We start from the raw sequence: 24,089 nt of genomic DNA, 5'->3' as shown, positions 1-24,089 counted from the left end.
TCTTGGCGGCCGCGTGTGAGGTGTTTGCCGAGCAAGATACACGGCGGCATCTATATCAAAAATGGCAAAAAAAGCGAACGTTCTATCGGGGTCAATTTATAGACGCAGGCACTATTTCGACGACGCCGTTTTAAACAGGTTGTGCAGGATCGCCTTCATGTCCGGACGGAATCATCGATGACCACTCCGGCCCCTGTCCCGCTTGCGCAGTCGAGCGCTGCGCAGGCTTCGTGGCGCTACACCCGCACGGCGATGCTGCTGCACTGGATCATCGCGGTGCTGATGATCGGCAATGTCGTGTTGGGGCTCAGCGCGGATTCGCTGCCTGACGACTGGGTGCGTCCGGTGATCGATACTCACAAATCGATCGGCATCACCGTGCTCTGCCTCGTGCTGTTGCGCATCTTGTGGCGCGTGTCGCACCGGCCGCCGCCGTTGCCGGCCGACTTTCCGGCTTGGGAAATGCGCGCCGCGCACGTCGCGCATTTCGTGCTGTATCTGCTCATGATCGGCTTGCCGCTGTCGGGCTGGTTGCACGATTCGGCCTGGAAAGACGCGGCGACTCATCCGATGCGCCTGTTCAACCTGTTCCCGTGGCCGCGCATCGGCTACGTGACGCGTCTCGATCCGGCGCTGAAGGAAAGCTTGCACGATCGCTTCGGCGCCCTGCATGCGTGGCTCGGCTATGCGCTCTACGCCATGCTTCTGATGCATGTGGGCGGTGCGCTCAAGCATCAATGGATCGATCGCAAGTCGGTGCTCAAACGCATGGTGCCGTGACGGCCGTCGCTGTTCCTTTTGACGCAGGCCTTTTATCAACGCGGTATCGACAGATTCAGCAGCCATTTTGAAGAGATCACTGGAACAGGCGCTCGCGCTCATATCGCCGCGCATTCTGCCGCGCCCCGCCCCGCTGCCGAGCACGCTGATTCACCTGAGTGTCGTCGTGGTATGGCTACTGCTGTTCGCCCGGGCGTTCTTTTTGCATGGCGTGGTGGCGTGGTCCACCGGCCTCGCGTATGTGGCCTACGACACCTTGTTGCTGGGCTTCGTCACACTGAAGACGTTGCCGCTCCTGCGCCCCGCGGCGCCGCTCGATCCGGCCTCGGAGACGCGCAGCTTGCCGGCCATGGGCGTGATCGTCGCCGCGCATGACGAAGCCGCCGTGCTGCCCATGACGCTTGCCGCGTTGCTGCGGCAGGTGCACGGCCTGACGCAGATCGTGATCGCCGACGACGGCTCCACCGACAACACGCGCGCGCTGCTCACGGAGCGCTTCGGCCTGACCCCGGCCGCGGACGGCAAACTGAGCGCGCCCAGTTCGCTCTATCCCAATCTGTACTGGCTGCGCGTGCCGCATGGCGGCAAGGCGCGCGCGCTGAACGCAGCGATCACCGTGATGACGACAGACACCGTGATGACCGTCGACGCCGACACGCTGCTCGATGACGACGCCACCTACGCGATGCGCGCCGCGTTCGCGAGCGAGCCGAAGCTCGTCGCGGCGGCCGGCATTCTCGTGCCGGTCTGCGGCAAGAGCGTGTCGGGCCGTGTGTTCCAGTGGTTCCAGACCTACGAGTACATGCGCAACTTCATCGCGCGCTTTGCGTGGATGCGCGCCGACAGCCTGCTGCTGGTGTCGGGCGCGTTCGCCGCGTTCAGGCGCGATGCGCTGCTGGCGGTAGGCGGCTTCGACCCGCAGTGTCTGGTGGAGGACTACGAGTTGATTCACCGGCTGCGCCGCCATTCGGCGGATCACGGGCTCGGCTGGGCGGTGCGCGTGGTCGGCGACGCGCATGCGCGCACGGACGCGCCCGGCACGCTCGGCAGCTTTCTGCGGCAGCGGCGCCGCTGGTTCGCCGGCTTTCTGCAGACTCAGTACTGGAATCGCGACATGACCGGCAATCCGCGCTACGGCACGCTCGGGATGCTGATGCTGCCGGTCAAGGCGATCGATACGATGCAGCCGATCTACGGCTTGACCGCGTTCGCGCTGCTGCCCGGCTTTCTGTTCGGCGGGCACCGCGCGATCGTGGTGTCGATTTTCTGCGTGATCGGCCTGAAAACCGCCATCGACCTGGCGTTCTATCTCTGGTGTATCCACCTGTACCGGCGCTGGACCGGCGAGCGCCCCAGCTCGAGTCTGTGGATGGCCATGGCGGCGGCGCTTGCCGAGCCCTTCACGTTCCAGCTGATTCGCCATACCGGCGCGCTGCTCGGCTGGCTGCACTTCCTGCGCGGCGGGCGCTCGTGGGGCCGGCAGCAGCGCTCGGGGCTGGTGGCGCCCGACGAACACTGACGAGTCACGCCGGCTGCGCGGTTACGCCGCGAGCGTCGTCCGGTCTGCGCCGGCAGGATCGGCCCGCGCTCGCGTGGCTGCCTTGCCAGGCGATTTCGACGGCAACGGCGGGCTGGCAGACACATCGTCTCGCATGTTCGAGTAGACTGGGTTTCGATGCGGTCCCCGCGTGCGCCGTCGGCCGAGCCTGGTTCCGTTCGTGCCAGGAGGCGTCCCTCATGCATGCAGCGCCCCCGCTGGATCGCAGCACCCTCGATGCACCCGCCGAGGCGTCCCTGCGCGATTTGCACCGCGTCGTCATTCACCCCGATCAGACTGGAAAACCCAGTTATCATGGAGGGCTGAAACAAACTCAGAAAGAAGATTTATGCCTAATGCAAACGAAAAAATAAAAAAAAACGTCGATCCGCAACTCGCTCGCGACCGTATCTTGGCGGCCGCGCGCGAGGTGTTTGCCGAGCAAGGATATACAGCGGCATCGATATCAAAGATCGCAAAAAAAGCGAACGTGCTTTCGGGGTCAATCTATTGGGCGTTTGAATCCAAAGAGAGGCTCTTTGCAGAAGTCCTTACCATTACTGCAGAGGAATGGAGGCGGAAATTTAAGCCTTTTTCGGATCAGAAGACCGACCCCTATGAAAAGCTGATGGTATTCGCTTCTGGCTTCGTTCAGGCACCGGAATTTTTGCGCCTTATGATGATCGTCGCAACCGAACATCAAGCCAGTCGCCATGAAATACGGGACGCTGCGGTCAAGATCCGGCGCGAATGGAGGGATTATGTCGAGCGATCTGTGGCCCCCCTTTTAGAGGGCTATGAGTCCGACGGTGCGAAGCGCCTTGCCCAAAGAATGGGGCGAATGTTACTTCAATTGCTGGACGGCGTCTTCATGTCGCTTCAGATCGAGCAGAACGAGATGACGGCCGAACAAATGTTCATTGATGTGTCCGGCGTACTGAGACGGGAATTTGAATTTGGCCTTAGTCAACTCAATAGATAAATGGTGCAACGATTTAAGACTAACGGCTAATTATCGATGAGCAAAACTGAATTCGCGCAATTGAGTGCCAACATCGCTCTGCCCAAGTAGGCGTTCCCGAACAACTCTCAGCGGCTTACGCAGCAAGAATCCGATGCGGAAATGGAGTTGCGTGATTTACATGGTGCGTGCATATTGCCGCACGAATCCTTCAAATTTTGACGAAGTGGGGATTGGCCCGAAGATGCCGGTGCCAGAGGGAGATTTCTTGCGCCAACCGCTGCGCGAGCAGGTGAAGTTGAAGCGTCCGCTCGTGAGTTTATCCCCATTCCGGTAGGCTTGAATCGCCGGACGACGGGCAAAAACCGCCACATTCGAGGAAATGTCCTATTGGTCAGCCGTCGCCGTCCGGGGCATCGGTACACTGCATGTACTATTGGTCTGACACAACGCAAGACCGCCACGGATGTAGCATCATCCGCTGCGTCATTGCGGCCCGCTTCGAAAGCGGTTCAGGGAGACGATGGAATGCGCGTACTGATCGTCGACGATCACGAACTGTTCAGAGCCGGACTGGCGCTTCTGCTGAGACAGATCTTTCCGGACATCGAGTTGCTGCACGCGAGTACGTTGTCACAAGGTTTGAATCATGCGCTCGGCGAATTCCTGAACATCGTTTTTCTCGATCTCGACCTTCCCGATGGTCACGGTTGCGACGCGCTTGCCGAATTGAAGGAGTCGCGCCCGTCTTTACCGGTGATTGTGATCTCGGCCGACGGTAGCGTGGAAACCATTGGCCGATGCATCGAACTTCGCGCCATGGGATACGTGCCCAAATCGTCATCTCCTGAAGCGCTCCATGCGGCGATAAGCGCGGTGCTGGCCGGCGGCGTATTCCTGCCTGCGTCAAGCATCGCGACGCTCAGGCGTTACATGAGCACAGACGACGCCCCCGCGGATGAACCTCGGAACCACCAGTCGGGAGGCAACTCAGAAATGAGCACCGCATCTGAACTGGGACTGACTCCGAGAGAGTTCGAAACCTTGGCGTGGCTGGTGCGCGGGCTTCCATCCAAGGTCATCGCGCTGAAAATGGGGCTCGAGGACATTACCGTACGGAAATACATCAGTCATCTGCTCGCGCATTTCAATCTGCGGCGCCGTACGGAACTGATCGTGATGCTTGCAGATAGAGGGATCAAACTTGGCGTTCCGCCAGTCACGGATCCCGCACATGACAAAAGTCTGCCGGCTGTTGGGCGGCAACGAACCGGCTGACTTCAACGAGCGTGTTTTCTGGCGCGGAAGACTTGCGCAGCAACACGAAAGGCTGGGAAAAATCGCGAAGTGAGGGCGGGGAAATCAGCTCGCCCGTGATGAACGCAACGGGCAGCGCGCCCGCCCAGTCGAAACGCCGCCTGATCCGTTCGGCAAGCTCAATGCCGTTTGGCCCTTCGCGCAGCCGTATATCGGTGACGAGGACGTCGGGTGCGCGGCCTTCATCGGCCAGAATCGCTTCGAAGTCCGTCATTGACCCGGCAGTATCCACGAGTGCGCCCGCGCTGATAAACAGCCGCCGCAGACCTTCGAGAACGGTCGGTTCGTCGTCGCAAAGCAGGACGTATTTGCCCTTGAGCACGGACGTGTATGCATCATCCTTTCGGTCCTCCGTCCCGATGACCGGCGTCATTATCGAAATTGGAGCGTACAGGGAAAAGTGCGACCCGCGCCCTTCGACCGAATAGAACCTCAAGCTGTGCCCCGGCAGAATCCCAATGACCCGTTGGACGATGGACAGCCCGAGCCCCAAGCCTTTCGAGCGATCGCGGCCCGGGTTGTCAATCTGATAGTACTCGGCGAATATCGCATCCCGATGTGCGGGCGAGATACCGACGCCCGTATCCCAGACGTCGATGCGAAGCCGTTCACCGACCTCCACCCACCCGATAACGACGCCTCCCATGCGGGTGTTCTTGATCGCGTTCGATACGAGGTTGGACAATACCCGCTTGAACAGCGAGCGGTCGCTTTCAATGGGCGGCGGGCGGCGCAAGCGCATGGTGCTTCTGATTTCGATGCCCTGCGATCTCGCCGGTTCAAGATATTGTTCAAAAACATCGGCCAGCACGGCTTGTGTATCGATCGGCGACAGGCTTGGAACGTACGAACCTAGTTCGCTGTAGTCCTGAATGTTCTTGAACATGTCGAGGATGTCGCCTGCCGTCTCCTCGATGACGTCGAGATCATGCGTTGCGGCGTGACCAGCTTCGAGCTTTGTCCGCGCGCTGCGGATGAAGAGGTTGATTGCGGCGAGCGGCTGCTGGATGTCGTGATAGGCCGATGAAAAGAACCGTTCCTTCTCTCTGACCAGCTCTCTCATGCGTTCATTCTGCCGTTTGACAGCGGAGGACGCCGCCTGAACGCGTGCGTTTGCTGCGCGCAATGTCCGCCTGAACATAAATTCACGGCGGGCAGCGCGTTCAAACTGAATGCAGATGACAACGCCCATAAAATACATGATGGCCAACACAGACCCACGGGACGCCCAGCCAGCGCCCACCGTGGAAGCGCCCGTCCGTGGCCAGAGAGAAAGGGTAAGGTGAAAGCTTACAACGCCCAGCCCGACTAACCACGCTGCCGTGATTGCTCGAAGTCGGAGCAATGTGAATATCGTGAAAAGGACAAGTAAAAATTCGGGGAATACTTCCCGGAAAGCCAAGGCCGCCCGGGTAAAGCTCCATCAACTGCAAGAGGGTGAACCAGCAGCTCAGCATCCATACGCAAAGCAATCCGACCACCCAGCGTTCGTCGAAGGCACGCGGTCCCCACATCAAACATATCGGCACAGCCATACCCACGGCACCTGCGAGCCGCAGATAGCCAACGTGAAAGATGATGCCGGGATCGACCCGGGTCAGCAGCCACCAATCGCGGCGAGCAAACAGGATCCACAGCAGGAGGCTGGCGGCGCCAGCCAGCCTGCGTTGGCCGGCGTAGCGGCGCGCATAGTCAGTACGGAACGCGCGCTCGAGATCTGCCGAGGCAAACTTGCGTACCACGAAGCCTGACAATTTCATAAGGCCTGCCGGACCAGAAAAATCACCGTGGGATAGTGCTCCACATCGATGAGCTTTATCGCCGCACCACTGGCTGGAAAGATCTCCACCGATCGTGGCTAACGGAGCAATGCGGCGAATTGCAGCGAAAGCGATGTCGAAGGCCACGGATGCACAACGCCCTCGTCCGTAGCCGCGGTGCGATAAAAACAGAATAGCAGGTCGCCCTCCCTACCATCAGCCACAAATGTATCAGCGACGTGACGTGCCCGCAGTTGGACCGTTCAGGAAGGACCGCCGTCGGGAGGCGAATGTCCGACACGTCATCGGGATCGGGATTGGGATCGGACATCGACAGTGCATACATCTTTCGCCGACGGTGGTTGTTCATCGCCTACGCATGTGCGTTGCGATGGCGTTTCGGCTGGCCAAGAATGAATATGACAGCAACGCTGACAGGGCAGTCATCGAGTGCACCTGGATCGGCTGATCGTCGCAAGGAGGCCGAATCTGCGTTGGCTCGTGCGAAGAATGCTGTGGGTCGGCGAGAGAGTGAACACGCCGATCTCTTAAACTTCGAAGGAGTACTCTCATGAAACTTTATCAATCGGTTACCGTCTGTCTTGTCGTGGTGGCTGGAGTGACAGCAGATGGATGCTTCGCCCAATCAGCGACCAACCAGCAGGAGTCCGTAGCGGCTGGCAGCACCCAGCAGGCTCCGGCGGTCGCGGTTCCGGCTGCCACATCGGCAGATCCTGTTCTCCCCGGAAAAACACGCGAGCAGGTGATGCGCGAGCTGGAGGATTTCCAGAAAAATGGCGAAGCAGCGAAGATGGTCGAGCTTTACCGAGGCAGCTAGGTGAGGGGCGCGGGCCAGAAGGATGTTTCGACTATCGAACCGTCACCTTCACCGTCGTCGGCGTGTATAGATCCCTCAGTTCTGGATCTCAACGATGCTATTTCGTCGAGCGGAGGGCCGTCGAGCTGCTCAGTGTCTGGACGATCAGTTGCTGGTGCGCGGTCCTGAGAATGGTGCAGATCTATCCGGGCGACCTGGCTTGGCGGCAAGCCTATCCGATCCTGACGTTTTCCCTTTTCATGATATTCATGGCATTCCGGCTCCGAGGGATCACGGCGGCGTGGCTGATCGGGCTATGCGTTGTCAGTTACCTGGTCATGCTCTATTTCAAGCCCAGCGGCCAGAGCGTCGACGCGCGCGTGGAGTCGGTGATTGCGCACGCCACGATGGTGCCGATGATGTATGTCGTCGGTTTGCTCGTCACCATTCCACTGGAACGTGCCGCGAGCGCGGGCGCATTCGTGCACGCCGCAGAATCGATGGATGGATTTGACGTCATCCTCGCCGATGACAGCCGCATTCCCGATCTCATCGTCACCGATATCCGGCCGCGCGACGGAGCCACTGGCAAGGAGGTTGCTGATAGCATTAGGCGTCATTTCGCGTGGGCAGGCGTTATTCCCGTCGCATTTCTCACCGGCGAGCTGCTGTCCGATCGCGTCCTTCGACTTTCCCGAAGCGTGGTGATCTGGGCGATGTTCTTCATCAGACCACGATAGCGGGTCTTCACGTAACCGCAATGACGGGCGTTGCCGCAAGCGCTTCATCCAGCGCATCTCCAAACCGGATGCCTCCGGCGTCGCGCGATTCGCGGTAGCCCGCGAGCAATGCGGGATCGAGAACGCACTCGAACCCCCGCGCCGGGCGCAAAACGACTGCCTTCCTCGTTCGTCCACGCGACGACCTCGACAGGATGCCGTGTCGCGATGCCCGCTGGATCCAGCGCGCGAAGCACTTCGAGCCCTGCCAGCCCGCCGTAAGCGCCGTCCAGGCGTCCGCCTGCGGGCTGTGTATCGATTGCCGGTCAGGACCGGTGGCAGATCCTCGAGACAGTTGCGACGAAAGGACAGGTTCGCGCAATCGTCGACGTAAGTCTCCCAGCCGCGATCTCGCGGTGTCAGCGCTTCTCGAGACACGCGCCATCGGTGCGGTGTCCGAACGCGGCCAGTCGATCGATAGACAGCATCAAGCTGTCGCCGTCGAGCAAGCTGACGATTCGGGCGGCTATCGGCTGATCGCTCGTGCACGGATCGAACACTTCCTGTCTTGGCAATCGCTCTTTGCAGTGGCTTTCCAACGGAATGAACGTCGTTCAAGAGACTTGCACGAAGCGATTAATGTGCCATTGAATTCATGCCTCGCTCCGCACAGTTTCATCGCAACATGCACCGATTTCGCACAGCGACGCGCACTGCGGACGCGCAGCGGCACCAAGGTCGCGCACCGACGCATCCCCATGCGAATCCACCGGGAAAAAACTTTTTTGACGAGGACAGCTTCCGATTTTTGATTGTGCATTATGCATTGCAGCAACTACTTCACCAGTACGAGACCTTGCGAGGAACGACATGAAGGGATCGAACGCAACAGTCAACACGTTCGCGGAACCGCTGCGCGTGCGGCAGCTCAGTCACGGATTTCAATCGCCCGATCGCTCGACCGTGACCATCTTCGACCGGCTCGACTTCTCCGTGGGACATGGCGAGATCGTGTCCATCGTCGGACGAAGCGGCGCGGGCAAGAGCACCCTCTTCAATCTCATTTCAGGCCTGCTCACGCCGCAGTCAGGCGAGATATCGGTCGGCAGACGCGGCAGATGGGGAAGCGGGCCGCATCGCTTATATGTTGCAGAAGGACCTGATGATGCCGTGGCGCACAGTGCTGCAAAACGCGCTGCTCGGCATTGAGTTGTATCGCAAGGTCCGGCCCGATGATGTCGCCCGTGCGCGGCAGATGCTCGCGCGCTACGGGCTCGGCGCCGTCGCCGATGCCTATCCGCATTCGCTCTCAGGCGGCATGAGACAGCGCGTTGCGCTCACGCGCACACTGCTCGTCGATCCGACGCTCGTGCTGCTCGACGAACCCTTCTCCGCGCTCGACTACGAAACGCGTCTCGCACTCGAGGACGACATCATCGCGCTGCGTGCGCAAAGCGGCACGAGTGTCGTGCTCGTCACGCACGACATCGAAGAAGCCATCGCGATGAGCGATCGCGTGATCCTGCTTGGCGGGCGTCCCGCACGCATCGAAGACCAGATCGACATCGAACTGACGACGCACGGACCGCGCAATGCCGTCTCCGCGCGCGAGGCGCCCGAGTTCCGCGGCTATCACGCGCGTGTCTGGAACGGTTTGCGCGGACACGTCACCTCGCGCGACGCAGATGAAGTCGCTCCATCGAGCATCCTTGCAGGAGCCGTCCATGACTGAAGCCGTTCTGTCCACCAACGTCACGCCAAGGAAAGCCGTACGCCGTACGCGCCGCAAGTTCGGCACGACGGGCGCCGTCTTCGGTATCGTCGTTGCGCTGGTCCTTGCCTGGCAACTTGCCGTTAGCGCGGGCTGGATCAACGGCAAGCTGCTGGGCTCGCCGTCCGGCATCTATGAGGCCGCCGTCATCGGGCTGACGCAGGGCACGCTCGTGTCCGACACCTGGGTCACGCTCTATGAAACGCTGGCGGGTCTCGCCATCGGTAGCGGCCTCGGGATCGGTCTCGGCCTGCTGCTGTGGTTTCTGCCGACAGTCTCGGGTGTCGCCGAAGGATTGTCCGTCATCCTCAACAGTATTCCGAAGATTGCGCTCGGACCGCTCATCGTGATCTGGTTCGGTTCCGACGCCTCGTCGAAGATATGGCTCGCCGGCATCTCCACATTCGCCGTCGCGATGATCTCGTCCTGCGCCGCCGCGCGTGAAGTCGACAAGGACCTGCTCAATCTCTTCCATTCGTTCAAGGCGAAGCCGTCGATGATCTTCACCAAGCTCATCGTTCCGAGCGCGCTGCCGTGGATCTTCTCGACGCTGCGCGTGAACATCGGCTTCGCGTTGATCGGCGCGGTCGTCGGCGAATACATTGCATCGCAGTCGGGGCTCGGTCACGCGGTGTTCGTCGCGGGCTCGCTCTTCGATCTCAATACCGTCTGGCTCGGCATCATCGTGCTGACCTTGATGGCCTCGGTTCTCAGCTGGATCGTTCAACTCGCGGAAGCGAAGATCATTTCCTGGAAGAAAAAATGAAGAAGACACACGCTCTGCTCAATAGTATCGCGGCCGCATGTCTGGTCGCATCCGGAATCGGCGCGACGAGCGCTCAGGCCGCCGAGCCGGTGGTCATCTATCAGGCATTTCAGTCGATCCAGTACCTGCCGCTCTATGTGGCTATCGACAAAGGCATCTTCGAGAAGAACGGCCTTGCCGTGCAGAAGGTCACTGCGGGCAGCGGCGCGGCGGGCGTTGCAGCGGTGATCGGCGGTCATGCGGACTTCTCGCTGCAAGACCCGATGACCGCCATGCTCGCCAACCTCAAGGGCGCATCGCTCGTGAACGTGGCCAACGTGGTCGCCGGCGTGCCGGTGTGGGTGATCGCGCCGAAGGATTCGACGGTCAAGGGCGTCGGCGATCTCGCAGGCAAAAGCGTCTCGACCGCACTGCCGCCGTCGACGAGCACGTATCTGCTGCAACGGCTCATCAGCGAACAGAAGCTCGCGGACGTGAAGATGAACACCGTGCAGATCGGCACCGAACTCGCGCCGGTGATGGCGGGGCGCTCAGAAGCCGCCGCGCTCTATATGCCGCAAGCGGAAACGGGGCTCGCGCAGGGTTATCGCATCGTGTATGCGTTCCCGAAGGCGTATCCGGGCGGCTATGCATTCTCGACCATCGACACGCTCTCTCTCACCGTCAAGAGCAAGCCGAAGATGGTAGCCGCGTTCGTGAAGTCGATCGGTGAGGCCGAAGCTCTGATTCAGCAATCGCACGACACGGCGAAGAGCGTCGCGCGCGCCGAATTCCCATCGCTCGATCCGAAGATCGTCGATTCGGCGGTGCAGCGTCTCATCGATCAGAAGATCTATGCGGCCACGCCCGGTATTTCCGAGCAGGCCTTCCGCAATGCGCTCGATCTGCAGGAGTCGATCGGCAACATCAAACCCGGCGCAATCACTTATGCCAATGGCGTCGACAACACGTTCGCCGCAGCCGCGAGCAAGTAACGATGAATCGATCAGATCAATCATTGCTCACGACACTGCTCGCTAATCGTCACGACGAAGCCGCCGCGCGCGCGACGCTGCTGGACGCGCAGGCCCGCGCCGATGCGCTGGAGCCGTGGCTTCGGGCCTTCGTGCATCGGCCGGATACGTACGCCGTGCGCGGCGCCGTGGCGCGTGCGCTCGTGGGCGTGCCCATCGGAGTCAAGGATCTCGCCGATACCGCCGACATGCCCACGGGCTACGGCTCGCCGGCTTACGACGGGCATCGGCCCGAGCGCGACGCGCGCATCGTGTCGATGATCCGCGCGCTCGGCGGGACGGTCTTCGGCAAGACCGAGACGACCGAATTCGCCTGGCGCGGACCGGCTGCGACCGTCAACCCGTGGAACCGTGCGCACACGCCGGGCGGCTCGTCGAGCGGATCGGCGGCGGCCGTCGCAGCGGGCATCGTGCCGCTCGCCATCGGCACGCAGACGGTCGGATCGATCATTCGCCCGGCCGCGTATTGCGGCATCGTCGGCTACAAGCCGTCGTATCGCGCGGTGCCGAGCGAAGGCGTGCATCCGCTGGCTGCGTCGCTCGATCACGTCGGATTCTTCGGGCGATCCGTCGACGATGTCGCCGTCGCGCATGCGTTGTTCGTCGAAGGCGCTCTTCAGGCGGTCGAAAGCGAAGCGGCGTGGCGCGATCACTTTCCGCGCGGCACCTCCGCGCTCACGCTCGGCGTCGTTCGCACGCCGTTCTGGGACGAACTCATCGCGCCGCATCAACGCGCCAATTTCGATGCATCGCTGCGGACGCTGAGCGAAGGCGGCGCGCGCATCGTCGAGTTGGACTACGGCGCGGACCTGCCGCAAATGCGCGAAGCGACACTGACGATTCTCGCGGTCGAGGCGTATCGCGCCATTGGCGATGTAGCCGCACGCGCGCCCGCGCTGATGAGCGAACACATGCGCGTGCTGTTGTCCGAAGGCCAGGCGATGCCGCTCGAGCGCTATCAGCAAGCCTTGCTGTTGCAGGCGCACGTGCGCTCGCAGTCTGCCGCGCTGCTGCAAGGCTGCGACGCGCTCGTGACCTTGCCCGCCAGCGGTGAAGCGCCCCACGGACACGCCGATACGGGCGACGCCCGTTTCTGCGCACCCTGGAGCCTGATGGGGGCGCCCGCCGTCAATGTGCCTTCCGGCTGGAGCGATGCAAATCTGCCGCTCGGCTTCCAGATCGTCGGCGCTTTCGGCGATGATGCGAAGCTGCTGCGCGTTGCCGCGCGCATCGAAAGCATGCTGAAGTTCGAAAGACGCGCCGTCACCATTTGATCGACGAAATGCGCAACATACGATAACAACCGCTCACGGAGACGAACATGAGCCAGCCCTTTCGTACCATTCAGCAATACGTGCTCGGCACGTTGCGCGCCGAGATTCTCAACGGCGTGTATCCACCGAACACGCGGCTGCGGCAGGAAGAGATCGCCAAACGCCTCAGCGTCAGTACGACGCCGGTGCGCGAAGCGTTCCGCGACCTGCGCGCGGAAGGGCTGGTCTCGATCGATCCCAACAAGGGCGTCGTCACACGCGCGCTCACGGCCGCGGACGTCAGCGAAATCTACGAACTGCGCATGGTGCTCGAGCCGATGCTGTCCCAACGCGCCTGCGCGCATGCCACCGATGGCGAGCTCGCCTCCGCCGAAAAGGTGCATGATGAAATGTGCGCGACATTGTCGTCCGAGAGGTGGGCCATCCTCAATGAGGAGTTCCACAAGCATCTGATGGCGAGCGCCGCCGGCACGCGTCTCTTTGAACTGGTCGAAGGGCTGTCGCTGGTCGCGCGGCCTTACGTGTCCCTCTCGATGCACGTCAAAAGCGATATCCTCGACAGCAACAACCGCGAGCATGCCGATCTCCTCGACGCCTACCGCGCCCGCGATATGCGCGCCGTGCATGAGCAGACGTACGCGCATCTCGAGAACACGCGCGATGCGATCATCGCCTGTGTCGAGCAGGCCTTGCCTTCGCCAGCGGCGGCTTGAGCTCTTATCCGATTCCTCCTCGATGCCCATGACGCACGACTCTCTCGTCTCTCTCTCCGCCGTCGATGCGCGCCGACTGATCGGCGATCGCAGTGTCTCGCCAGTCGAACTGCTTGACGCGTGCATCGCGCGCATCGAAGCGATTAACCCTGCCGTCAACGCGATGGCGGCGACGTGTTTCGAACGTGCGCGCGACGAAGCGCGTCGCGCGGAAGCGGCGGTGATGCGTGGCGAGCCGCTCGGCTTGCTGCATGGCGTGCCCATCGGCGTGAAAGATCTGGAAGAGACCGCCGGCGTACTCACGACGTATGGCTCGAAGCTCTTCCGCGCAAACGTTCCGGACGAGGACAACGGGATGGTCGCACGCATTCGGGCGGCGGGCGCCATCGTGACAACCAAGACCAACACGCCCGAAATGGGCGCGGGTGCGAACACCCGCAACGACGTCTGGGGCGCGACGGGCAACCCCTTTGCGCCGCTGCTGAACGCGGGGGGGTCGTCGGGCGGATCGGCCGCAGCGCTCGCAACCGGCATGCTCCCGCTCTGCACCGGCTCGGACACGGGCGGATCGCTGCGCATTCCAGCCGCGGTCTGCGGGATTGTGGGACTGCGGCCATCGCCGGGACTCGTGCCGGGCGACCGGCGCGAACTCGGGTGGGCGCCGATTACCGTGAGCGGCCCGATGGCACGTACCGTCGGCGATGTGCGGTTGCTGCTTGCCGCGCAGGCTGGCTTCGACGCGCGCGATCCGCTATCTTACGACGTCGATTCGGCCGCGCTTGCGCAGCGCCGTCCGATCGATGCGTCGGGGCTGCGCATCGGCTTTACCGATGACTTCGGGGTATGCGCGCTCGACGACGCATCCCGCGCGACGTTCCGCGCGAAGGTCGACAAGATCGCACGGCACGTGGCGGTGTGCGAACCGGTATGCATCGACATGAGCGGCATCGACCGATGCTTCGACGTAGTGCGCGCGCAGAACTTCGTTGCGCAGTTCGCGGAAATCTATGAGCGCGATCCGTCGCAGCTTGGACCCAATACGCGCGCGAACTTCGAGCTGGGCGCATCGATGACGCTCGGCGACGCCGTTTGGGCGCACAAGATGCAAACGACGCTGTATCGACGCTTCCAGTCGCTCGTGCAGCACTATGACGTGATCGTTTCGCCGACGGTGTCCGTCACGCCATTTCCGTGGTCCCAATGGCATCTCGAAGCGATCAATGGCAAGCCGCTCGATACGTACTATCGCTGGCTGGGACTGACTTACCTCGTTTCGCTGATGACCAATCCGGCGTTGTCGCTGCCGTGCGGGGTCGATCATGCCGGCATGCCGTTTGGTGTGCAGTTGGTCGGCCCAGCGCGTGGAGACGGGCGGCTGCTGGACATTTCGGAGGCGCTCGAAGCGGCATTTGCTACGGACGACGCGCTGCGGCGACCTGCGCCGGATCTTAAAGCACTGTCCGAGCCGGTCCCTGAGCTGCGGTCTATCGTGTCGTCCCCGCCGGTCTTATCGAATCGTTCGAGGATGGCCTAGTGACGGCTTGACGACAAACTCAGGCTGTCATTCGTGATGCGAGCCCAAGAGGGATCTTGCCAGCTCTCTTGGCGATATTCGATAACTGGACTTCAGCATAAAGACATGCTTACAAGGCCTGTCGTGCGATGCAGGAGGCGCAGGCGGATAGCCTTCTCCGGTGCGCTGAAACGCCGGGACAGGGCCGAATCCGGCGCCCAGATCCGTCCCACGCGAAAAGCGGGCTAGTGGCGCAACGGGGCGGGCCTTTGACGAAAGAGAATGCCCCGAGCGCGTTATTCGTCAAGCGAAGCGTTGCGGTGACCCACACGAGGCATCCAGGCGCGTGCGGGAGGGGACGATGTTGCGGATCGATGCACGCCGCCGCTGGTGGTACCGAAGAAAATTACCGAAGAAAATCGACATGAGGGCCAAACTCGCGGTCGCTGAACGTTGCCTCGGCTTTAATCAAGGTAGACCAATGTTTCTATCGCCGATGGGCCGCCGCTTCAGCCGCAGTGTCATGGTATTCCTTGAATTTCGTGATTCTTCCGTTTTCGATCGTGAAGACGTGAGCCCACTCATCCTCATACGTAATGCCAGTTGAATTTACGCGCCAGCGCTGCACCCCAAGCACGACGACCTTGTCTTCGCTGGCAATAAAATTGAGAGGTTCGAACCGTTCGGCAGTCTGAGTCGCAGCAAGCGCACTGAAGAATTCCGCGACCTCCTGAGGGCCGTGCCTTCCACCAGCGAATGGGATGATCTCCGTAGGCCCAGGTATGAACCAGTCGACATTTTCGGCGAGCGTTTTCAGGACGCCCCCGATGTCGGCCTTGCTGAAAGCATCGTATGCTTGCTGCACCAATTGAACATTTTGTTGCTCGCTCATTGCGCCTCCCACAATCGCCGTTTCGAGATCTTGCTGTATTACTGCGGAATCGAGGCCATTACCAGATCATCATAGTCGAGTCACCGAAAACCGTGCGCTCGCCAACCAGCAAAAAGCTGAGAACCTGCCGGCCGCACCAGGCTCATGGATGGCCGTTGGATCCTAAAATCTGCCGTTGACTTGGTGCCGGGTCCGACGGCAACTAGGGGTCGAGGGCTGTCGACCGCTGCCCTGCGCGGTTCGGGGGTGTGGCCGCGTGCATGGTGCAGTAAACGGCCATTTGCGGGCGTTGCGTTTACTACGACGGCACAGTTACTACACTGATAGGTAAGGGTCGCGGATATCAGGTGGGGCGGCCTTCTCAATTAGTTGCACGCACTACACGCTGTCGGAAAGAGCAGATCGAGCCTCCACATTATTTTGTGCGGCGTGCTCGTCTCGTTGGTCCATCAAACAGGAGGATCCAATCATGCAAACTGTTATAAGGACATATTCCGGGAAGGGTGCAAAGGAATTATTCGATCTGCTGGAGAACCGAGCGACTGACGTCGAAGAACTGCTGCGTTCGGTCATAGGCTTTGTCGGCTACACCCTCGCGCGCAGCGGCGATGGCGGATTCTCGGTAACTGTTTGCCAGGACAAGGCAGGCATTGATGAAAGCGTGCAAAAGGCGAAGGACTGGATCGCGAAAAACGCCGGAAACACGGGCGCAGCCGCGCCGGAAATATCGGAGGGATCAGTCCTCATTCACCTGAAGTAACTTCGCCTTGCGACTGGCACCGTATGAGTTCGGCGGCCGGATTGGCAGGTACGTAACCAGCTTCACCGGCTGCTCCTCACGCACACTGTTTACCGAGTTCGTCCAGACCGGCCTTTGTACGTTGAGCAGGAAGATCCCACGGAGCGGATTGAGAATTCCGCGATCTCATAATGGGCTGCGGATGGCTTGTCTTGAACTAGGCAGCGCTCTTCGGGAACAAGCGGCACCACGCCGCTCGCCGGTTCCACGTATGGCAATCCGATTTCTTCTTCATCGCTTCATCGAGCGGCGAGTCGGGGACAAGCCGCGCACGCGACTCATGTGAAACGTTGAACGGCTGCTTCGGAGGGGATTGACTGGCCGGAGCGGGTCCGGCTGCTGTCGATCGCTGCATCGCGCTGCCTTGGCGTGCATATGCCGCTTGCATGAGGCACTGAACGGCCAGTTGCGGACCTGCGCAGCGAAGGCGCAAATGCTCGATAGTAGCCATTGGCCGCGCGACCGCCTGATGGAAGTGTTAGGGCGGGTCGAGCGCACTCACCATGACGTAGTACCCGTCAGGATCGCGGAGCGCAAACTCTTTGGTTCCGGTGTTGGGGTTCACGTTGGGCTCCTCTTCGAGTCCGGCGACAAGCGCGCGGGCTCTCAGCAGCGCATCGTCGAAATCATCGATACGAAAGAACAAAAGCAGTCCGTTGCCAGGTTCCGCACGGTCGCGACTAGCCAGCGGAGGATGCTCATGCGCGCCCCACTGGTGAAGGCATAGCAAGACCGTTCCATCCGTGTCGACGATTTGCCCGAAGTAGTCATGCGCTGGCAGCGTTTCCGGTTGTCCGAACAGCGACTGATACCACTTGAAGCTGCGGGCCACATCAGCAACACCAATGATTGTCCATGTGCGTTTCATCGGCTTCTCCTGCAGCCAGTATATGACGTCCGCTTTCCCAGCGATTGAACGACCGCTGCCAGGCAGCTTGAAGGGCCGTATCGGGTCGCTATGTAAAGCTTTGCATAGCGACCCCTATGTATAGATCTCAACTATGTATAGTTTGCTGGCTTCGAATTCGCGTAATGTAGGCGCAGCGCGGCTGGTGGCAGGCCGGTCAGCGATCTTCTAGACATAGTTTTGGTATCGGAGTCCAGTGGTGGTTCCACTTCAGGAGACCGTCATGGGAAACGTCCGACTGCCTCAACACAGCTTCACCAACTGGCTCGACGTGGGGCCCTTGGCGCCTCATGTCGATGCGTTCGTGCAATATCTGGCGGACCGTGGTTACGCCAAGAACAGTTTTGCCACTTACGTGCGCAGCATCGATCATTTTGCGCAATGGATTCATCGCCGTCGTGTGGATGTTTGTCGCATCGACGAATCAGTGCTCGCCGAGTTTCTGAACGAGCACCTTCCGTCCTGCCGTTGCGACGGTGTCGTTCAACGCCATCGACCCAGTCTGAGCGCTGCACCAGGGCATCTGCTGGTAGTGCTACGCGCTCGAGGAGTGATCACCCCACCGGTCGTGAGCAAAGCGCCGGTAAGCGAAGAACTACGCCAGTACGACGAGTACATGGATCATGTTCGTGGCCTCGCTCCGAAGACCCGGGAGTCGGCACTACGCATCGTAGGTCGGTTCCTGACCTCGCGGTTCGGCGACTACGTCATCGACATCCCGATGGTCAGGCCTGAGCACGTGCGCCGCTTCTTCGCCCAAGAGGCAAAGCTCTACAGCAAGCCGGCGAGTGCCGGCGCAGTGGTGGCCGCGCTGCGCGGCTACTTCCGCTACCGCGCGTCACTCGGCGATCTTGTACATGGGCTCATCGGCGCGCTCTCGTATCCTGCCAACTGGCAATTGGCTTCGCTGCCCAAGACCCTGACGACCGAAGAAGTCGAGCGGCTGATCGGGTCTCTCGGCCAAGCCGGCCGCTGCCCGATGCGGCGTACCGCCATCGTACGATGTGCCCTTGATCTTGGGCTTCGCAGCGGTGAAGTTGCGCGGCTCGGCCTTGATGACATCGACTGGCGCGCCGGTACGATCACACTCCGGCACACCAAGGGGCGTCGGGAAGACGTACTGCCGCTGCCATCGACCACCGGCGCAGCGATTGCCGCGTACCTGAAGGATGAACGTCCCAAGACCCGCAATCGCGCTGTCTTCGTACGTCACGTCGCCCCACGCGGCGAGCCCGCAGGCCCCGATCTCGTGCGCAAGACGATTCGCCAGGCCTACGCTCGCGCTGGGCTGCCATACACAGGCTCACACCTGCTTCGCCACACCATGGCAAACCGACTGCTGGCAAGCGGCTCCTCCCTCAAGGAGGTGGCCGACGTGCTGCGCCATCGGTCCCTGAACACGACACTAACCTACGCCAAGCTCGACAGCCGTAAATTGGTCGAGGTGGCGCTGCCGTGGCCGGGGAGCCCATCATGAGCGCCGTCCTCTCTCTGCACGCGTACGTTGAGCGCTACCTTACTGAGCGCCGCGGCCTCGGGTTTGGTCTACGCAGCCCGGCTTATGCCTTACGCAGCTTCGCACGGCACGTTCAGTCCATCGGTCACCGCGGACCGTTGACTGTGGAGGTCATGGCCGATTGGGCGCGACGCGACAGCCACGGCAGCAGCGACCCGCACACGTGGGCGAGACGACTCAAACAGTTGCGCCCGTTCATGCGCTGGCTGCAACAGTTCGAGCCGCGTACCGAGGTTCCCGACGATGCGATCTTCGGTCGCCTGCCGGAGCGACAGGCACCGCATATCTATAGCGAGAGCGAGATCGTTGATCTGCTGGCTGCCGCTCGACAGCTTGGGCCGGCCCCGGGCTTGCGCGGAATCATCTTCGAGACACTGTTCGGACTGGTCGCCAGCACGGGGCTGCGAATCTCAGAAGCGCTGGCGCTGCGCATCGAGGATGTCGACCTCACGCGCGGCATGCTCACCATCCACCAGACCAAGTTCGGCAAGTCGCGTCAGGTACCTATGCACCCCACCACGATCGAAACCCTGCGTCGCTATCGGTTGACGCGTGAGCTGTCTGGCGAGTCCGTGCAGGAGGACGCACCGTTCTTCGTCGGCACGCGCGGTCAACGCCGGGGACTGCCGCTGGGCGAGCGCCAGGTACATCGCGTCTTCAAAGGGCTACGCGAGAACCTGAACTGGCGCAACCGCGGGACCCATCACGCCCCGCGTATCCACGATCTGCGTCACACCTTCGTCGTGCACCGCATCATGCGATGGCACACGCAGGGTGTTGATATCGATCAGGCGATGCTGTCGCTGTCGACCTACGTCGGGCACGCCATGGTGACCAACACGTATTGGTACCTCTCGGCGGTTCCGGAGTTGATGGGTTTGGCTGCAGAGCGATTCGAGTCGTTCATGCCCCAGGTGGAGGTGCCCGATGCGTAATGCCGTCGCACCCAAGCCGCCTTCATTCGCTTCGCTCGTGCAGCAGTTCTTTACCGAATACCTGGTCACACAGCGCGCGCTCAGCTCGCGCACGGTAGCGTGTTACCGCGACGCCCTGGTGCTGTTTCTGGACTTCGCCGGGCGCAAGCTGGGCAAGGAGCCGACCGCGATGCAACTCGTGGACATCCAGCCCGATCTGATCCTGGCATTCCTGGATCATCTGGAGCGCGAGCGGAACAACTCGGTTCGCAGCCGCAATCTGCGGCTGACCGGGCTGCGCGCATTCCTGAAGTTTGCCGGCCGACGCGATGTCGCCTCGCTACATGTTGTAGAGCGAGCCTTGGCGGTGCCGATGAAGCGCTTCGAACGCCCGATGCTGGGTTTCCTCACTCGCGAAGAGATGGCGGCAGTCCTGGGGCAACCCGGACCGACCTGGTCCTCGCAGCGCGACCATCTACTCATGGCGATGCTCTACAACACCGGCGCTCGTGTGTCCGAGATTATCGGCGTGCGCGTGAGCGATGTCGTACTCGACGGAGCGGCTTGCGTGCACCTGCAGGGCAAGGGTCGCAAACAACGATCGGTACCGCTGTGGAAGACGACTGTGCAGGAAATCCGCGCATGGCTGCGCCTCAACCCACAACTGCGAACTGAAGCAGCCTTGCTTCCTAATCGCGACGGGCGCGCGATGACTCGCTGTAATGTTGGGCAACGCTTGGATCTTGCCGTCGCCCGCGCCGCGACCAGCCTGCTGAGCCTTGCCAACAAGCAGGTTTCACCGCATACGTTGCGTCACACCACGGCGATGCACCTGCTGCAATCGGGCGTGCCCTTCAACGTGATCGCACTCTGGCTCGGACATGAGAGCACCAATACCACTCACCGCTACGTTGAGGCAGACCTCGCCATCAAGGAGAAGGCACTCGCTCGGCTGGAAGCTCCCGCGACCAAGATGCGGCGATTTCGTGCGCCGGATTCGCTCATCCGCTTCTTACAGACGCTATAACTATGTAAAGATCCGTCGGCCCCTCAAGCCCTGCGGAACAGGGGCCGATGCCCGCCTTCGAGCCAACCTATACATAGTTGAGATCTATACATAGGGGTCGACTTGCGCCAACCGCGCCGGCTGCGCGCTTTGCCGGTGACGCCCAGTCGAGATATGGTTGCCAGTCCACGAAGCGGAGTCGCTCGAAACTGGCACTAAGCCTTACACAGAACTGTAGTCGAGTGCCCGGATATCAGGATCCGCTCAACCAGCGGAGCGTCGGGTAGGGAAATCCGACGACCCAAACACCGTTCGCGCTGAAGTCCCACGTCGGGCCGAAGCTCGCCGGCTCGGTCAGTTGTTCGTCCGTGAGTCCGCTTGAGCTCGCCACCGGTGTGCCCGAGCCGACGCCTGCCGTCGCCCCGGACGACTCGCTGTTCCAGAACACGTCCGCGGCGATCCGGCCGCTATTCGTGCCCGCGATACCGCCTGTCGTTGCACCCGGATCAGGCGCGAGTGTCGACTTGGCATAGGACTCGCGAATAACGCCCGCATTGCTGCCGACCAGTCCGCCGACCACAGCGCCGCCCGTCAAGATTTCGATTGCGTTCGATTGGTTAATGCCGCCATGATTCGTGCCGACGAGTCCCCCGATCGTGGCTTTCGCACCGGCACCCGCCCTATGTTCGGCCACAGACTGTTCGATGCAACCATCGTTCGTACCGGCAAGGCCACCGACCATGCCCGCGCCGCTGACTTGCACCGCAGCGAACGACTGTTCGACGAGGCCGCGATTTTCGCCGACGATCCCTCCGGCCACGCTGCTTGTGTCGCCCGTGGATTGGACGCTACCGAAGACGCCGACCTGCACAATGAGCCCATAGTTGGTGCCGGCGAGCAAGCCGACCGGTCCTGCGGAGGAGGTCGCTGAGCTTTGTGTGAGATCAAAATTGCGCACGACGCCGGTTTTGCCGATCACGCCGAAAAGCCCGGTATCGGCGTCGCCGGAGATGTTGAGTCCCGTGACGACATGGCCCATACCGTCGAACTGACCCGTGAACGGTGTGGCAGCGGTGCCGATGCCGCCGAAATTCACCGGATCCAGGAAATCGATTGACAGGTTGCCCAACGCATAGTTGCCCGCGAGATTGTTATTCACCGCATTAAGGTCCGCCAGGTAGTTAATTAGCTGATAGGCGGTGATCTGCGTCACCAGGCCACTAAACGGCGCGGCACTCCAGGAAGGATTGCTGCGCAACGTACCGGGCGTGTATCTGCCGTTCATGTCGTAGAGCGCCGTGACGATGCCCGTGCTTCGCGACCAGTCGATGGTGCCCAGGTTGGTCACGCTGCCGCCGTTGTCGAAGCCATGCCAGTCGGCATTGAGAATCAGCGAGCCTGTGCCGCGATTGGCGATGGTCGCGTTCGGCGCAATGGTCAGCGAGTGCGCCGCGTCGAGCGTCAGCGACGCGGCGCCGTGCCAGCGAATGCTCGCGTCGATAGCGATGTCTCCCTCGCCGGTCGCCCCTAGCAGGCCGTCGCCGCCGTTCGCGTCCACGTTGATCGAGGCACCGTGGCTCAGGCTTGCACTCAGCGTGCGAGCGGTGGAGGCGTCCGTGATGAAGTCCCCCGTTGTGATGTTCCAGGTTTTCGCCTGAACGTCCGCGCCGCCGACCTCGACCTCCTTGCCGGACATATCGACCGCGCCGCCGCTGCCGTCCGCATTGCGTGCGCTGATCTGCGCCCCGCGCGCGTCGACGCTACCGGTGTTGATAACTGAAGTGGCGGTATCGGTGTTCGCGACGAGCCACACGTGGCCGGCGCGTGACGCAGTGCCGGTGGCGCGCAGCGCTCCCGAATGACCCGCGAGCGCGAAAATGTTGCCGTCGGCCGCCTGCAAATTGATGATAGCCGCCTGCACCGAGCCCGTGTTCGTCACCGTGCCGCCGCTTCCGACGTCCACGAAAACTTGCTGATCCGTGCCGTCAAGCAGACGGACCTGACGCCCCACGGCAAGTTCGGCATTGCCGGTTGGCGCATCGATTGTCCCTGCGTTCGTGACCTTGTTAGCCGATATGAGGAACACGTCCCCGCCCGACGAGATGAGTCTGCCGAGATTGATCACATTCGCCGTGGAGCTGCCCGTGTAGACCGACCCACCGATCGCGGGCGGATTCAAAAATGTGTCGTTGGGGATGTCGAGCGTCGAAGCGACGAAGCGCCCGCCCGTCGAGACCACGCCGTTTCGCCCGATTAGAACCCCATGCGGGTTGACAAGGTAAATACTGCCGGTGCCGCTCAGCGTGCCGAGGATCGCGGAGAAGTCGTTACCCGTCACGCGATTGAGTGTCGCGCCCGTGCCGTTGTTGATCGAAACCGTGCCGTGCGGTCCGATCGAGAAACTGTCCCATTCGATGATCCCCCGTGAGCCCGTTTGCGTGATGTTCAGGTTCGTGCCGTTCTGAGCAATGCTTCCTGAGCCGCCTACGAAGCGGCCGCCTTGCGGCAGCGGTCCTGCCGCGAAGGCCTGCTGCCCAGAGAACAGTTCAGTCAGTGCAAGCGCGATGACCAGCGGGATGTTTCGCGACGACCGACAGCTTCCAGGTGCGCGCCGTAGACGCGACAATCTAGCAGCAGGGCTCATACGTCCCCCGTGTAAGCGCAAGACGGTCGGCACGCGCGAGGAAAGGGCGCGAACTGCGCGACCCGTGTATGAAGAATAGCGGGAGACGTTGTCGGGATGCGCCTAAATCTACGCGTTTTGCGCCCCTTGTCGGCACGTGTGTGCTCTGCTCACTGTCAGTTGTCCCTTGGATATCTGCCGTAGAGCCTCCACGAGACAGAGTGGCGGCAACGGGTCGCGCAGAGACGTTCGAGACGCCCAGCGTAGCGCGCTTAGCGTACGAAAAGTCCGTTTAGGTGATGAACCGCTGCCCCGCGATCGAAATCCCCCGCCTGGGGTTGCCGCCGATCCAAGTTGCGGGCGGGTGAGCGTAGGCTAAGAATGATCCACCGAGGGTGCCCGTCGCCGGGCGACCCGGCAACCGTCAGGGAGGTAAGTCATGCGTGTTATGGTGAAGTTCTCGTTTTCCGCTGATGCCGGCAACTCCGCCA

23 protein-coding genes and 1 pseudogene are annotated in these 24,089 nt (G+C 61.5%); 18 read left to right on the top strand and 6 right to left on the bottom strand.

Annotated elements, in window-relative coordinates; all coding sequences use genetic code 11:
* Nucleotides 1-177: 177 nt before the first annotated feature.
* The 4 genes from OKW26_RS06590 (at nucleotide 178) to OKW26_RS06575 (ending at nucleotide 4,556) form a co-directional block, all read left to right on the top strand.
* A complete protein-coding gene (locus OKW26_RS06590; protein WP_184063226.1) occupies nucleotides 178-780 on the top strand; it encodes a cytochrome b in 603 nt (200 codons plus the stop codon).
* Nucleotides 781-847: 67 nt separating this feature from the next.
* Nucleotides 848-2,299, top strand: coding sequence for a glycosyltransferase family 2 protein (locus OKW26_RS06585; RefSeq protein ID WP_184063223.1), 1,452 nt, complete (start codon nucleotides 848-850; stop codon nucleotides 2,297-2,299).
* Between the two features lie 367 nt (nucleotides 2,300-2,666).
* Nucleotides 2,667-3,299, top strand: a complete 633-nt coding sequence (locus tag OKW26_RS06580) for a TetR/AcrR family transcriptional regulator (RefSeq protein WP_187613174.1) — start codon at nucleotides 2,667-2,669, stop codon at nucleotides 3,297-3,299.
* A gap of 507 nt (nucleotides 3,300-3,806) precedes the next feature.
* On the top strand, nucleotides 3,807-4,556 hold the full coding sequence (locus OKW26_RS06575) for a response regulator transcription factor (RefSeq protein WP_429353048.1): 750 nt from the start codon (nucleotides 3,807-3,809) through the stop codon (nucleotides 4,554-4,556).
* Here OKW26_RS06575 and OKW26_RS06570 read toward each other — a convergent pair.
* Together OKW26_RS06570 and OKW26_RS06565 are read right to left on the bottom strand one after the other, a co-directional pair.
* Complete coding sequence (locus OKW26_RS06570) at nucleotides 4,498-5,787, bottom strand: hybrid sensor histidine kinase/response regulator (protein ID WP_429353047.1); 1,290 nt, start codon at nucleotides 5,785-5,787, stop codon at nucleotides 4,498-4,500. The genes OKW26_RS06575 and OKW26_RS06570 overlap by 59 nt on opposite strands.
* Nucleotides 5,759-6,502 carry a hypothetical protein gene (locus OKW26_RS06565; protein WP_429353046.1) on the bottom strand — a complete coding sequence of 248 codons (744 nt, stop codon included), beginning with the start codon at nucleotides 6,500-6,502 and terminating at the stop codon, nucleotides 5,759-5,761. Before OKW26_RS06565 ends, OKW26_RS06570 begins: the two co-directional genes overlap by 29 nt.
* Before the next feature lie 424 nt (nucleotides 6,503-6,926).
* On the opposite strand from OKW26_RS06565, the gene OKW26_RS06560 reads away from it, so the two are divergent.
* Both OKW26_RS06560 and OKW26_RS06555 read left to right on the top strand, forming a co-directional pair.
* On the top strand, nucleotides 6,927-7,193 hold the full coding sequence (locus OKW26_RS06560) for a hypothetical protein (RefSeq protein ID WP_184063215.1): 267 nt from the start codon (nucleotides 6,927-6,929) through the stop codon (nucleotides 7,191-7,193).
* A 170-nt stretch (nucleotides 7,194-7,363) separates the two neighbouring features.
* The gene (locus OKW26_RS06555; RefSeq protein WP_429353045.1) at nucleotides 7,364-7,912 is read left to right on the top strand and encodes a hypothetical protein; all 549 of its coding nucleotides are present in this window, start codon (nucleotides 7,364-7,366) and stop codon (nucleotides 7,910-7,912) included.
* Nucleotides 7,913-8,052: 140 nt separating this feature from the next.
* On the opposite strand, the pseudogene OKW26_RS06550 reads toward OKW26_RS06555, so the two are convergent.
* A pseudogene (locus OKW26_RS06550) lies at nucleotides 8,053-8,211 on the bottom strand (M20/M25/M40 family metallo-hydrolase); the annotation flags it as partial.
* 96 nt (nucleotides 8,212-8,307) lie between these two features.
* Here OKW26_RS06550 and OKW26_RS06545 point away from each other — a divergent pair.
* The 8 genes from OKW26_RS06545 to OKW26_RS06510 are packed head-to-tail and all read left to right on the top strand — an operon-like array spanning nucleotide 8,308 to nucleotide 14,962.
* Nucleotides 8,308-8,703 carry a hypothetical protein gene (locus OKW26_RS06545; RefSeq protein ID WP_429353044.1) on the top strand — a complete coding sequence of 132 codons (396 nt, stop codon included), beginning with the start codon at nucleotides 8,308-8,310 and terminating at the stop codon, nucleotides 8,701-8,703.
* Nucleotides 8,704-8,761: 58 nt separating this feature from the next.
* Nucleotides 8,762-9,100, top strand: a complete 339-nt coding sequence (locus tag OKW26_RS06540; protein WP_429353043.1) for an ATP-binding cassette domain-containing protein — start codon at nucleotides 8,762-8,764, stop codon at nucleotides 9,098-9,100.
* Nucleotides 9,057-9,623 carry an ABC transporter ATP-binding protein gene (locus OKW26_RS06535; RefSeq protein ID WP_429353042.1) on the top strand — a complete coding sequence of 189 codons (567 nt, stop codon included), beginning with the start codon at nucleotides 9,057-9,059 and terminating at the stop codon, nucleotides 9,621-9,623. Before OKW26_RS06540 ends, OKW26_RS06535 begins: the two co-directional genes overlap by 44 nt.
* On the top strand, nucleotides 9,616-10,428 hold the full coding sequence (locus OKW26_RS06530; RefSeq protein WP_184063209.1) for an ABC transporter permease: 813 nt from the start codon (nucleotides 9,616-9,618) through the stop codon (nucleotides 10,426-10,428). Before OKW26_RS06535 ends, OKW26_RS06530 begins: the two co-directional genes overlap by 8 nt.
* Nucleotides 10,425-11,402, top strand: coding sequence for an ABC transporter substrate-binding protein (locus OKW26_RS06525; protein ID WP_184063207.1), 978 nt, complete (start codon nucleotides 10,425-10,427; stop codon nucleotides 11,400-11,402). Before OKW26_RS06530 ends, OKW26_RS06525 begins: the two co-directional genes overlap by 4 nt.
* A gap of 2 nt (nucleotides 11,403-11,404) precedes the next feature.
* Nucleotides 11,405-12,715 (top strand): amidase, encoded by a 1,311-nt coding sequence (locus tag OKW26_RS06520; RefSeq protein ID WP_429353041.1) that lies wholly within the window; start codon nucleotides 11,405-11,407, stop codon nucleotides 12,713-12,715.
* Between the two features lie 47 nt (nucleotides 12,716-12,762).
* Nucleotides 12,763-13,428: a GntR family transcriptional regulator gene (locus tag OKW26_RS06515; RefSeq protein ID WP_184063203.1), complete on the top strand. Its 666-nt coding sequence runs from the start codon at nucleotides 12,763-12,765 to the stop codon at nucleotides 13,426-13,428.
* Nucleotides 13,429-13,456: 28 nt separating this feature from the next.
* Entirely contained in the window at nucleotides 13,457-14,962 is a 1,506-nt protein-coding gene (locus OKW26_RS06510; protein ID WP_429353040.1) for an amidase, read from the top strand.
* 466 nt (nucleotides 14,963-15,428) lie between these two features.
* On the opposite strand, the gene OKW26_RS06505 is transcribed toward OKW26_RS06510, so the two are convergent.
* The gene (locus tag OKW26_RS06505; protein ID WP_184063198.1) at nucleotides 15,429-15,833 is read right to left on the bottom strand and encodes a nuclear transport factor 2 family protein; all 405 of its coding nucleotides are present in this window, start codon (nucleotides 15,831-15,833) and stop codon (nucleotides 15,429-15,431) included.
* A 469-nt stretch (nucleotides 15,834-16,302) separates the two neighbouring features.
* Here OKW26_RS06505 and OKW26_RS06500 point away from each other — a divergent pair, with 469 nt between their 5' ends.
* Nucleotides 16,303-16,593 (top strand): hypothetical protein, encoded by a 291-nt coding sequence (locus OKW26_RS06500; protein ID WP_184063196.1) that lies wholly within the window; start codon nucleotides 16,303-16,305, stop codon nucleotides 16,591-16,593.
* A gap of 517 nt (nucleotides 16,594-17,110) precedes the next feature.
* On the opposite strand, the gene OKW26_RS06495 is transcribed toward OKW26_RS06500, so the two are convergent.
* Nucleotides 17,111-17,500 (bottom strand): VOC family protein, encoded by a 390-nt coding sequence (locus OKW26_RS06495; protein WP_187620014.1) that lies wholly within the window; start codon nucleotides 17,498-17,500, stop codon nucleotides 17,111-17,113.
* A 262-nt stretch (nucleotides 17,501-17,762) separates the two neighbouring features.
* On the opposite strand from OKW26_RS06495, the gene OKW26_RS06490 reads away from it, so the two are divergent.
* From OKW26_RS06490 to OKW26_RS06480, 3 genes are read left to right on the top strand one after another with little or no spacing between them, the layout of a single operon-like run.
* A complete protein-coding gene (locus OKW26_RS06490) occupies nucleotides 17,763-19,016 on the top strand; it encodes a site-specific integrase (protein ID WP_429353039.1) in 1,254 nt (417 codons plus the stop codon).
* Entirely contained in the window at nucleotides 19,013-19,990 is a 978-nt protein-coding gene (locus OKW26_RS06485) for a tyrosine-type recombinase/integrase (RefSeq protein ID WP_429353038.1), read from the top strand. The genes OKW26_RS06490 and OKW26_RS06485 overlap by 4 nt, the downstream gene beginning before the upstream one ends.
* Nucleotides 19,983-20,996 (top strand): tyrosine-type recombinase/integrase, encoded by a 1,014-nt coding sequence (locus OKW26_RS06480; RefSeq protein ID WP_429353037.1) that lies wholly within the window; start codon nucleotides 19,983-19,985, stop codon nucleotides 20,994-20,996. Before OKW26_RS06485 ends, OKW26_RS06480 begins: the two co-directional genes overlap by 8 nt.
* A 232-nt stretch (nucleotides 20,997-21,228) precedes the next feature.
* On the opposite strand, the gene OKW26_RS06475 is transcribed toward OKW26_RS06480, so the two are convergent.
* The gene (locus OKW26_RS06475; RefSeq protein WP_429353036.1) at nucleotides 21,229-23,619 is read right to left on the bottom strand and encodes a beta strand repeat-containing protein; all 2,391 of its coding nucleotides are present in this window, start codon (nucleotides 23,617-23,619) and stop codon (nucleotides 21,229-21,231) included.
* Nucleotides 23,620-24,089 lie beyond the last annotated feature (470 nt).

The organism is Paraburkholderia sp. 32 (assembly GCF_050435345.1).
In the GTDB taxonomy this organism is placed as follows: Bacteria; Pseudomonadota; Gammaproteobacteria; order Burkholderiales; family Burkholderiaceae; genus Paraburkholderia; species Paraburkholderia tuberum.
The sequence above is the reverse complement of the archived record's forward strand: the minus strand, read 5'-3'. Positions and strand labels throughout refer to the sequence as shown.

Excerpts from the sequence above, each read along its gene's own strand:
- OKW26_RS06590 (WP_184063226.1), top strand. The coding sequence starts at position 178 with ATGACCACTCCGGCCCCTGTCCCGCTTGCGCAGTCGAGCGCTGCGCAG.
- OKW26_RS06580 (WP_187613174.1), top strand. The coding sequence starts at position 2,667 with ATGCCTAATGCAAACGAAAAAATAAAAAAAAACGTCGATCCGCAACTC.
- OKW26_RS06575 (WP_429353048.1), top strand. The coding sequence starts at position 3,807 with ATGCGCGTACTGATCGTCGACGATCACGAACTGTTCAGAGCCGGACTG.
- OKW26_RS06570 (WP_429353047.1), bottom strand. The coding sequence starts at position 5,787 with ATGGGCGTTGTCATCTGCATTCAGTTTGAACGCGCTGCCCGCCGTGAA.
- OKW26_RS06560 (WP_184063215.1), top strand. The coding sequence starts at position 6,927 with ATGAAACTTTATCAATCGGTTACCGTCTGTCTTGTCGTGGTGGCTGGA.
- OKW26_RS06555 (WP_429353045.1), top strand. The coding sequence starts at position 7,364 with ATGGTGCAGATCTATCCGGGCGACCTGGCTTGGCGGCAAGCCTATCCG.
- OKW26_RS06540 (WP_429353043.1), top strand. The coding sequence starts at position 8,762 with ATGAAGGGATCGAACGCAACAGTCAACACGTTCGCGGAACCGCTGCGC.
- OKW26_RS06535 (WP_429353042.1), top strand. The coding sequence starts at position 9,057 with ATGCCGTGGCGCACAGTGCTGCAAAACGCGCTGCTCGGCATTGAGTTG.
- OKW26_RS06530 (WP_184063209.1), top strand. The coding sequence starts at position 9,616 with ATGACTGAAGCCGTTCTGTCCACCAACGTCACGCCAAGGAAAGCCGTA.
- OKW26_RS06525 (WP_184063207.1), top strand. The coding sequence starts at position 10,425 with ATGAAGAAGACACACGCTCTGCTCAATAGTATCGCGGCCGCATGTCTG.
- OKW26_RS06520 (WP_429353041.1), top strand. The coding sequence starts at position 11,405 with ATGAATCGATCAGATCAATCATTGCTCACGACACTGCTCGCTAATCGT.
- OKW26_RS06515 (WP_184063203.1), top strand. The coding sequence starts at position 12,763 with ATGAGCCAGCCCTTTCGTACCATTCAGCAATACGTGCTCGGCACGTTG.
- OKW26_RS06510 (WP_429353040.1), top strand. The coding sequence starts at position 13,457 with ATGACGCACGACTCTCTCGTCTCTCTCTCCGCCGTCGATGCGCGCCGA.
- OKW26_RS06505 (WP_184063198.1), bottom strand. The coding sequence starts at position 15,833 with ATGAGCGAGCAACAAAATGTTCAATTGGTGCAGCAAGCATACGATGCT.
- OKW26_RS06500 (WP_184063196.1), top strand. The coding sequence starts at position 16,303 with ATGCAAACTGTTATAAGGACATATTCCGGGAAGGGTGCAAAGGAATTA.
- OKW26_RS06495 (WP_187620014.1), bottom strand. The coding sequence starts at position 17,500 with ATGAAACGCACATGGACAATCATTGGTGTTGCTGATGTGGCCCGCAGC.
- OKW26_RS06490 (WP_429353039.1), top strand. The coding sequence starts at position 17,763 with ATGGGAAACGTCCGACTGCCTCAACACAGCTTCACCAACTGGCTCGAC.
- OKW26_RS06485 (WP_429353038.1), top strand. The coding sequence starts at position 19,013 with ATGAGCGCCGTCCTCTCTCTGCACGCGTACGTTGAGCGCTACCTTACT.
- OKW26_RS06480 (WP_429353037.1), top strand. The coding sequence starts at position 19,983 with ATGCGTAATGCCGTCGCACCCAAGCCGCCTTCATTCGCTTCGCTCGTG.
- OKW26_RS06475 (WP_429353036.1), bottom strand. The coding sequence starts at position 23,619 with ATGAGCCCTGCTGCTAGATTGTCGCGTCTACGGCGCGCACCTGGAAGC.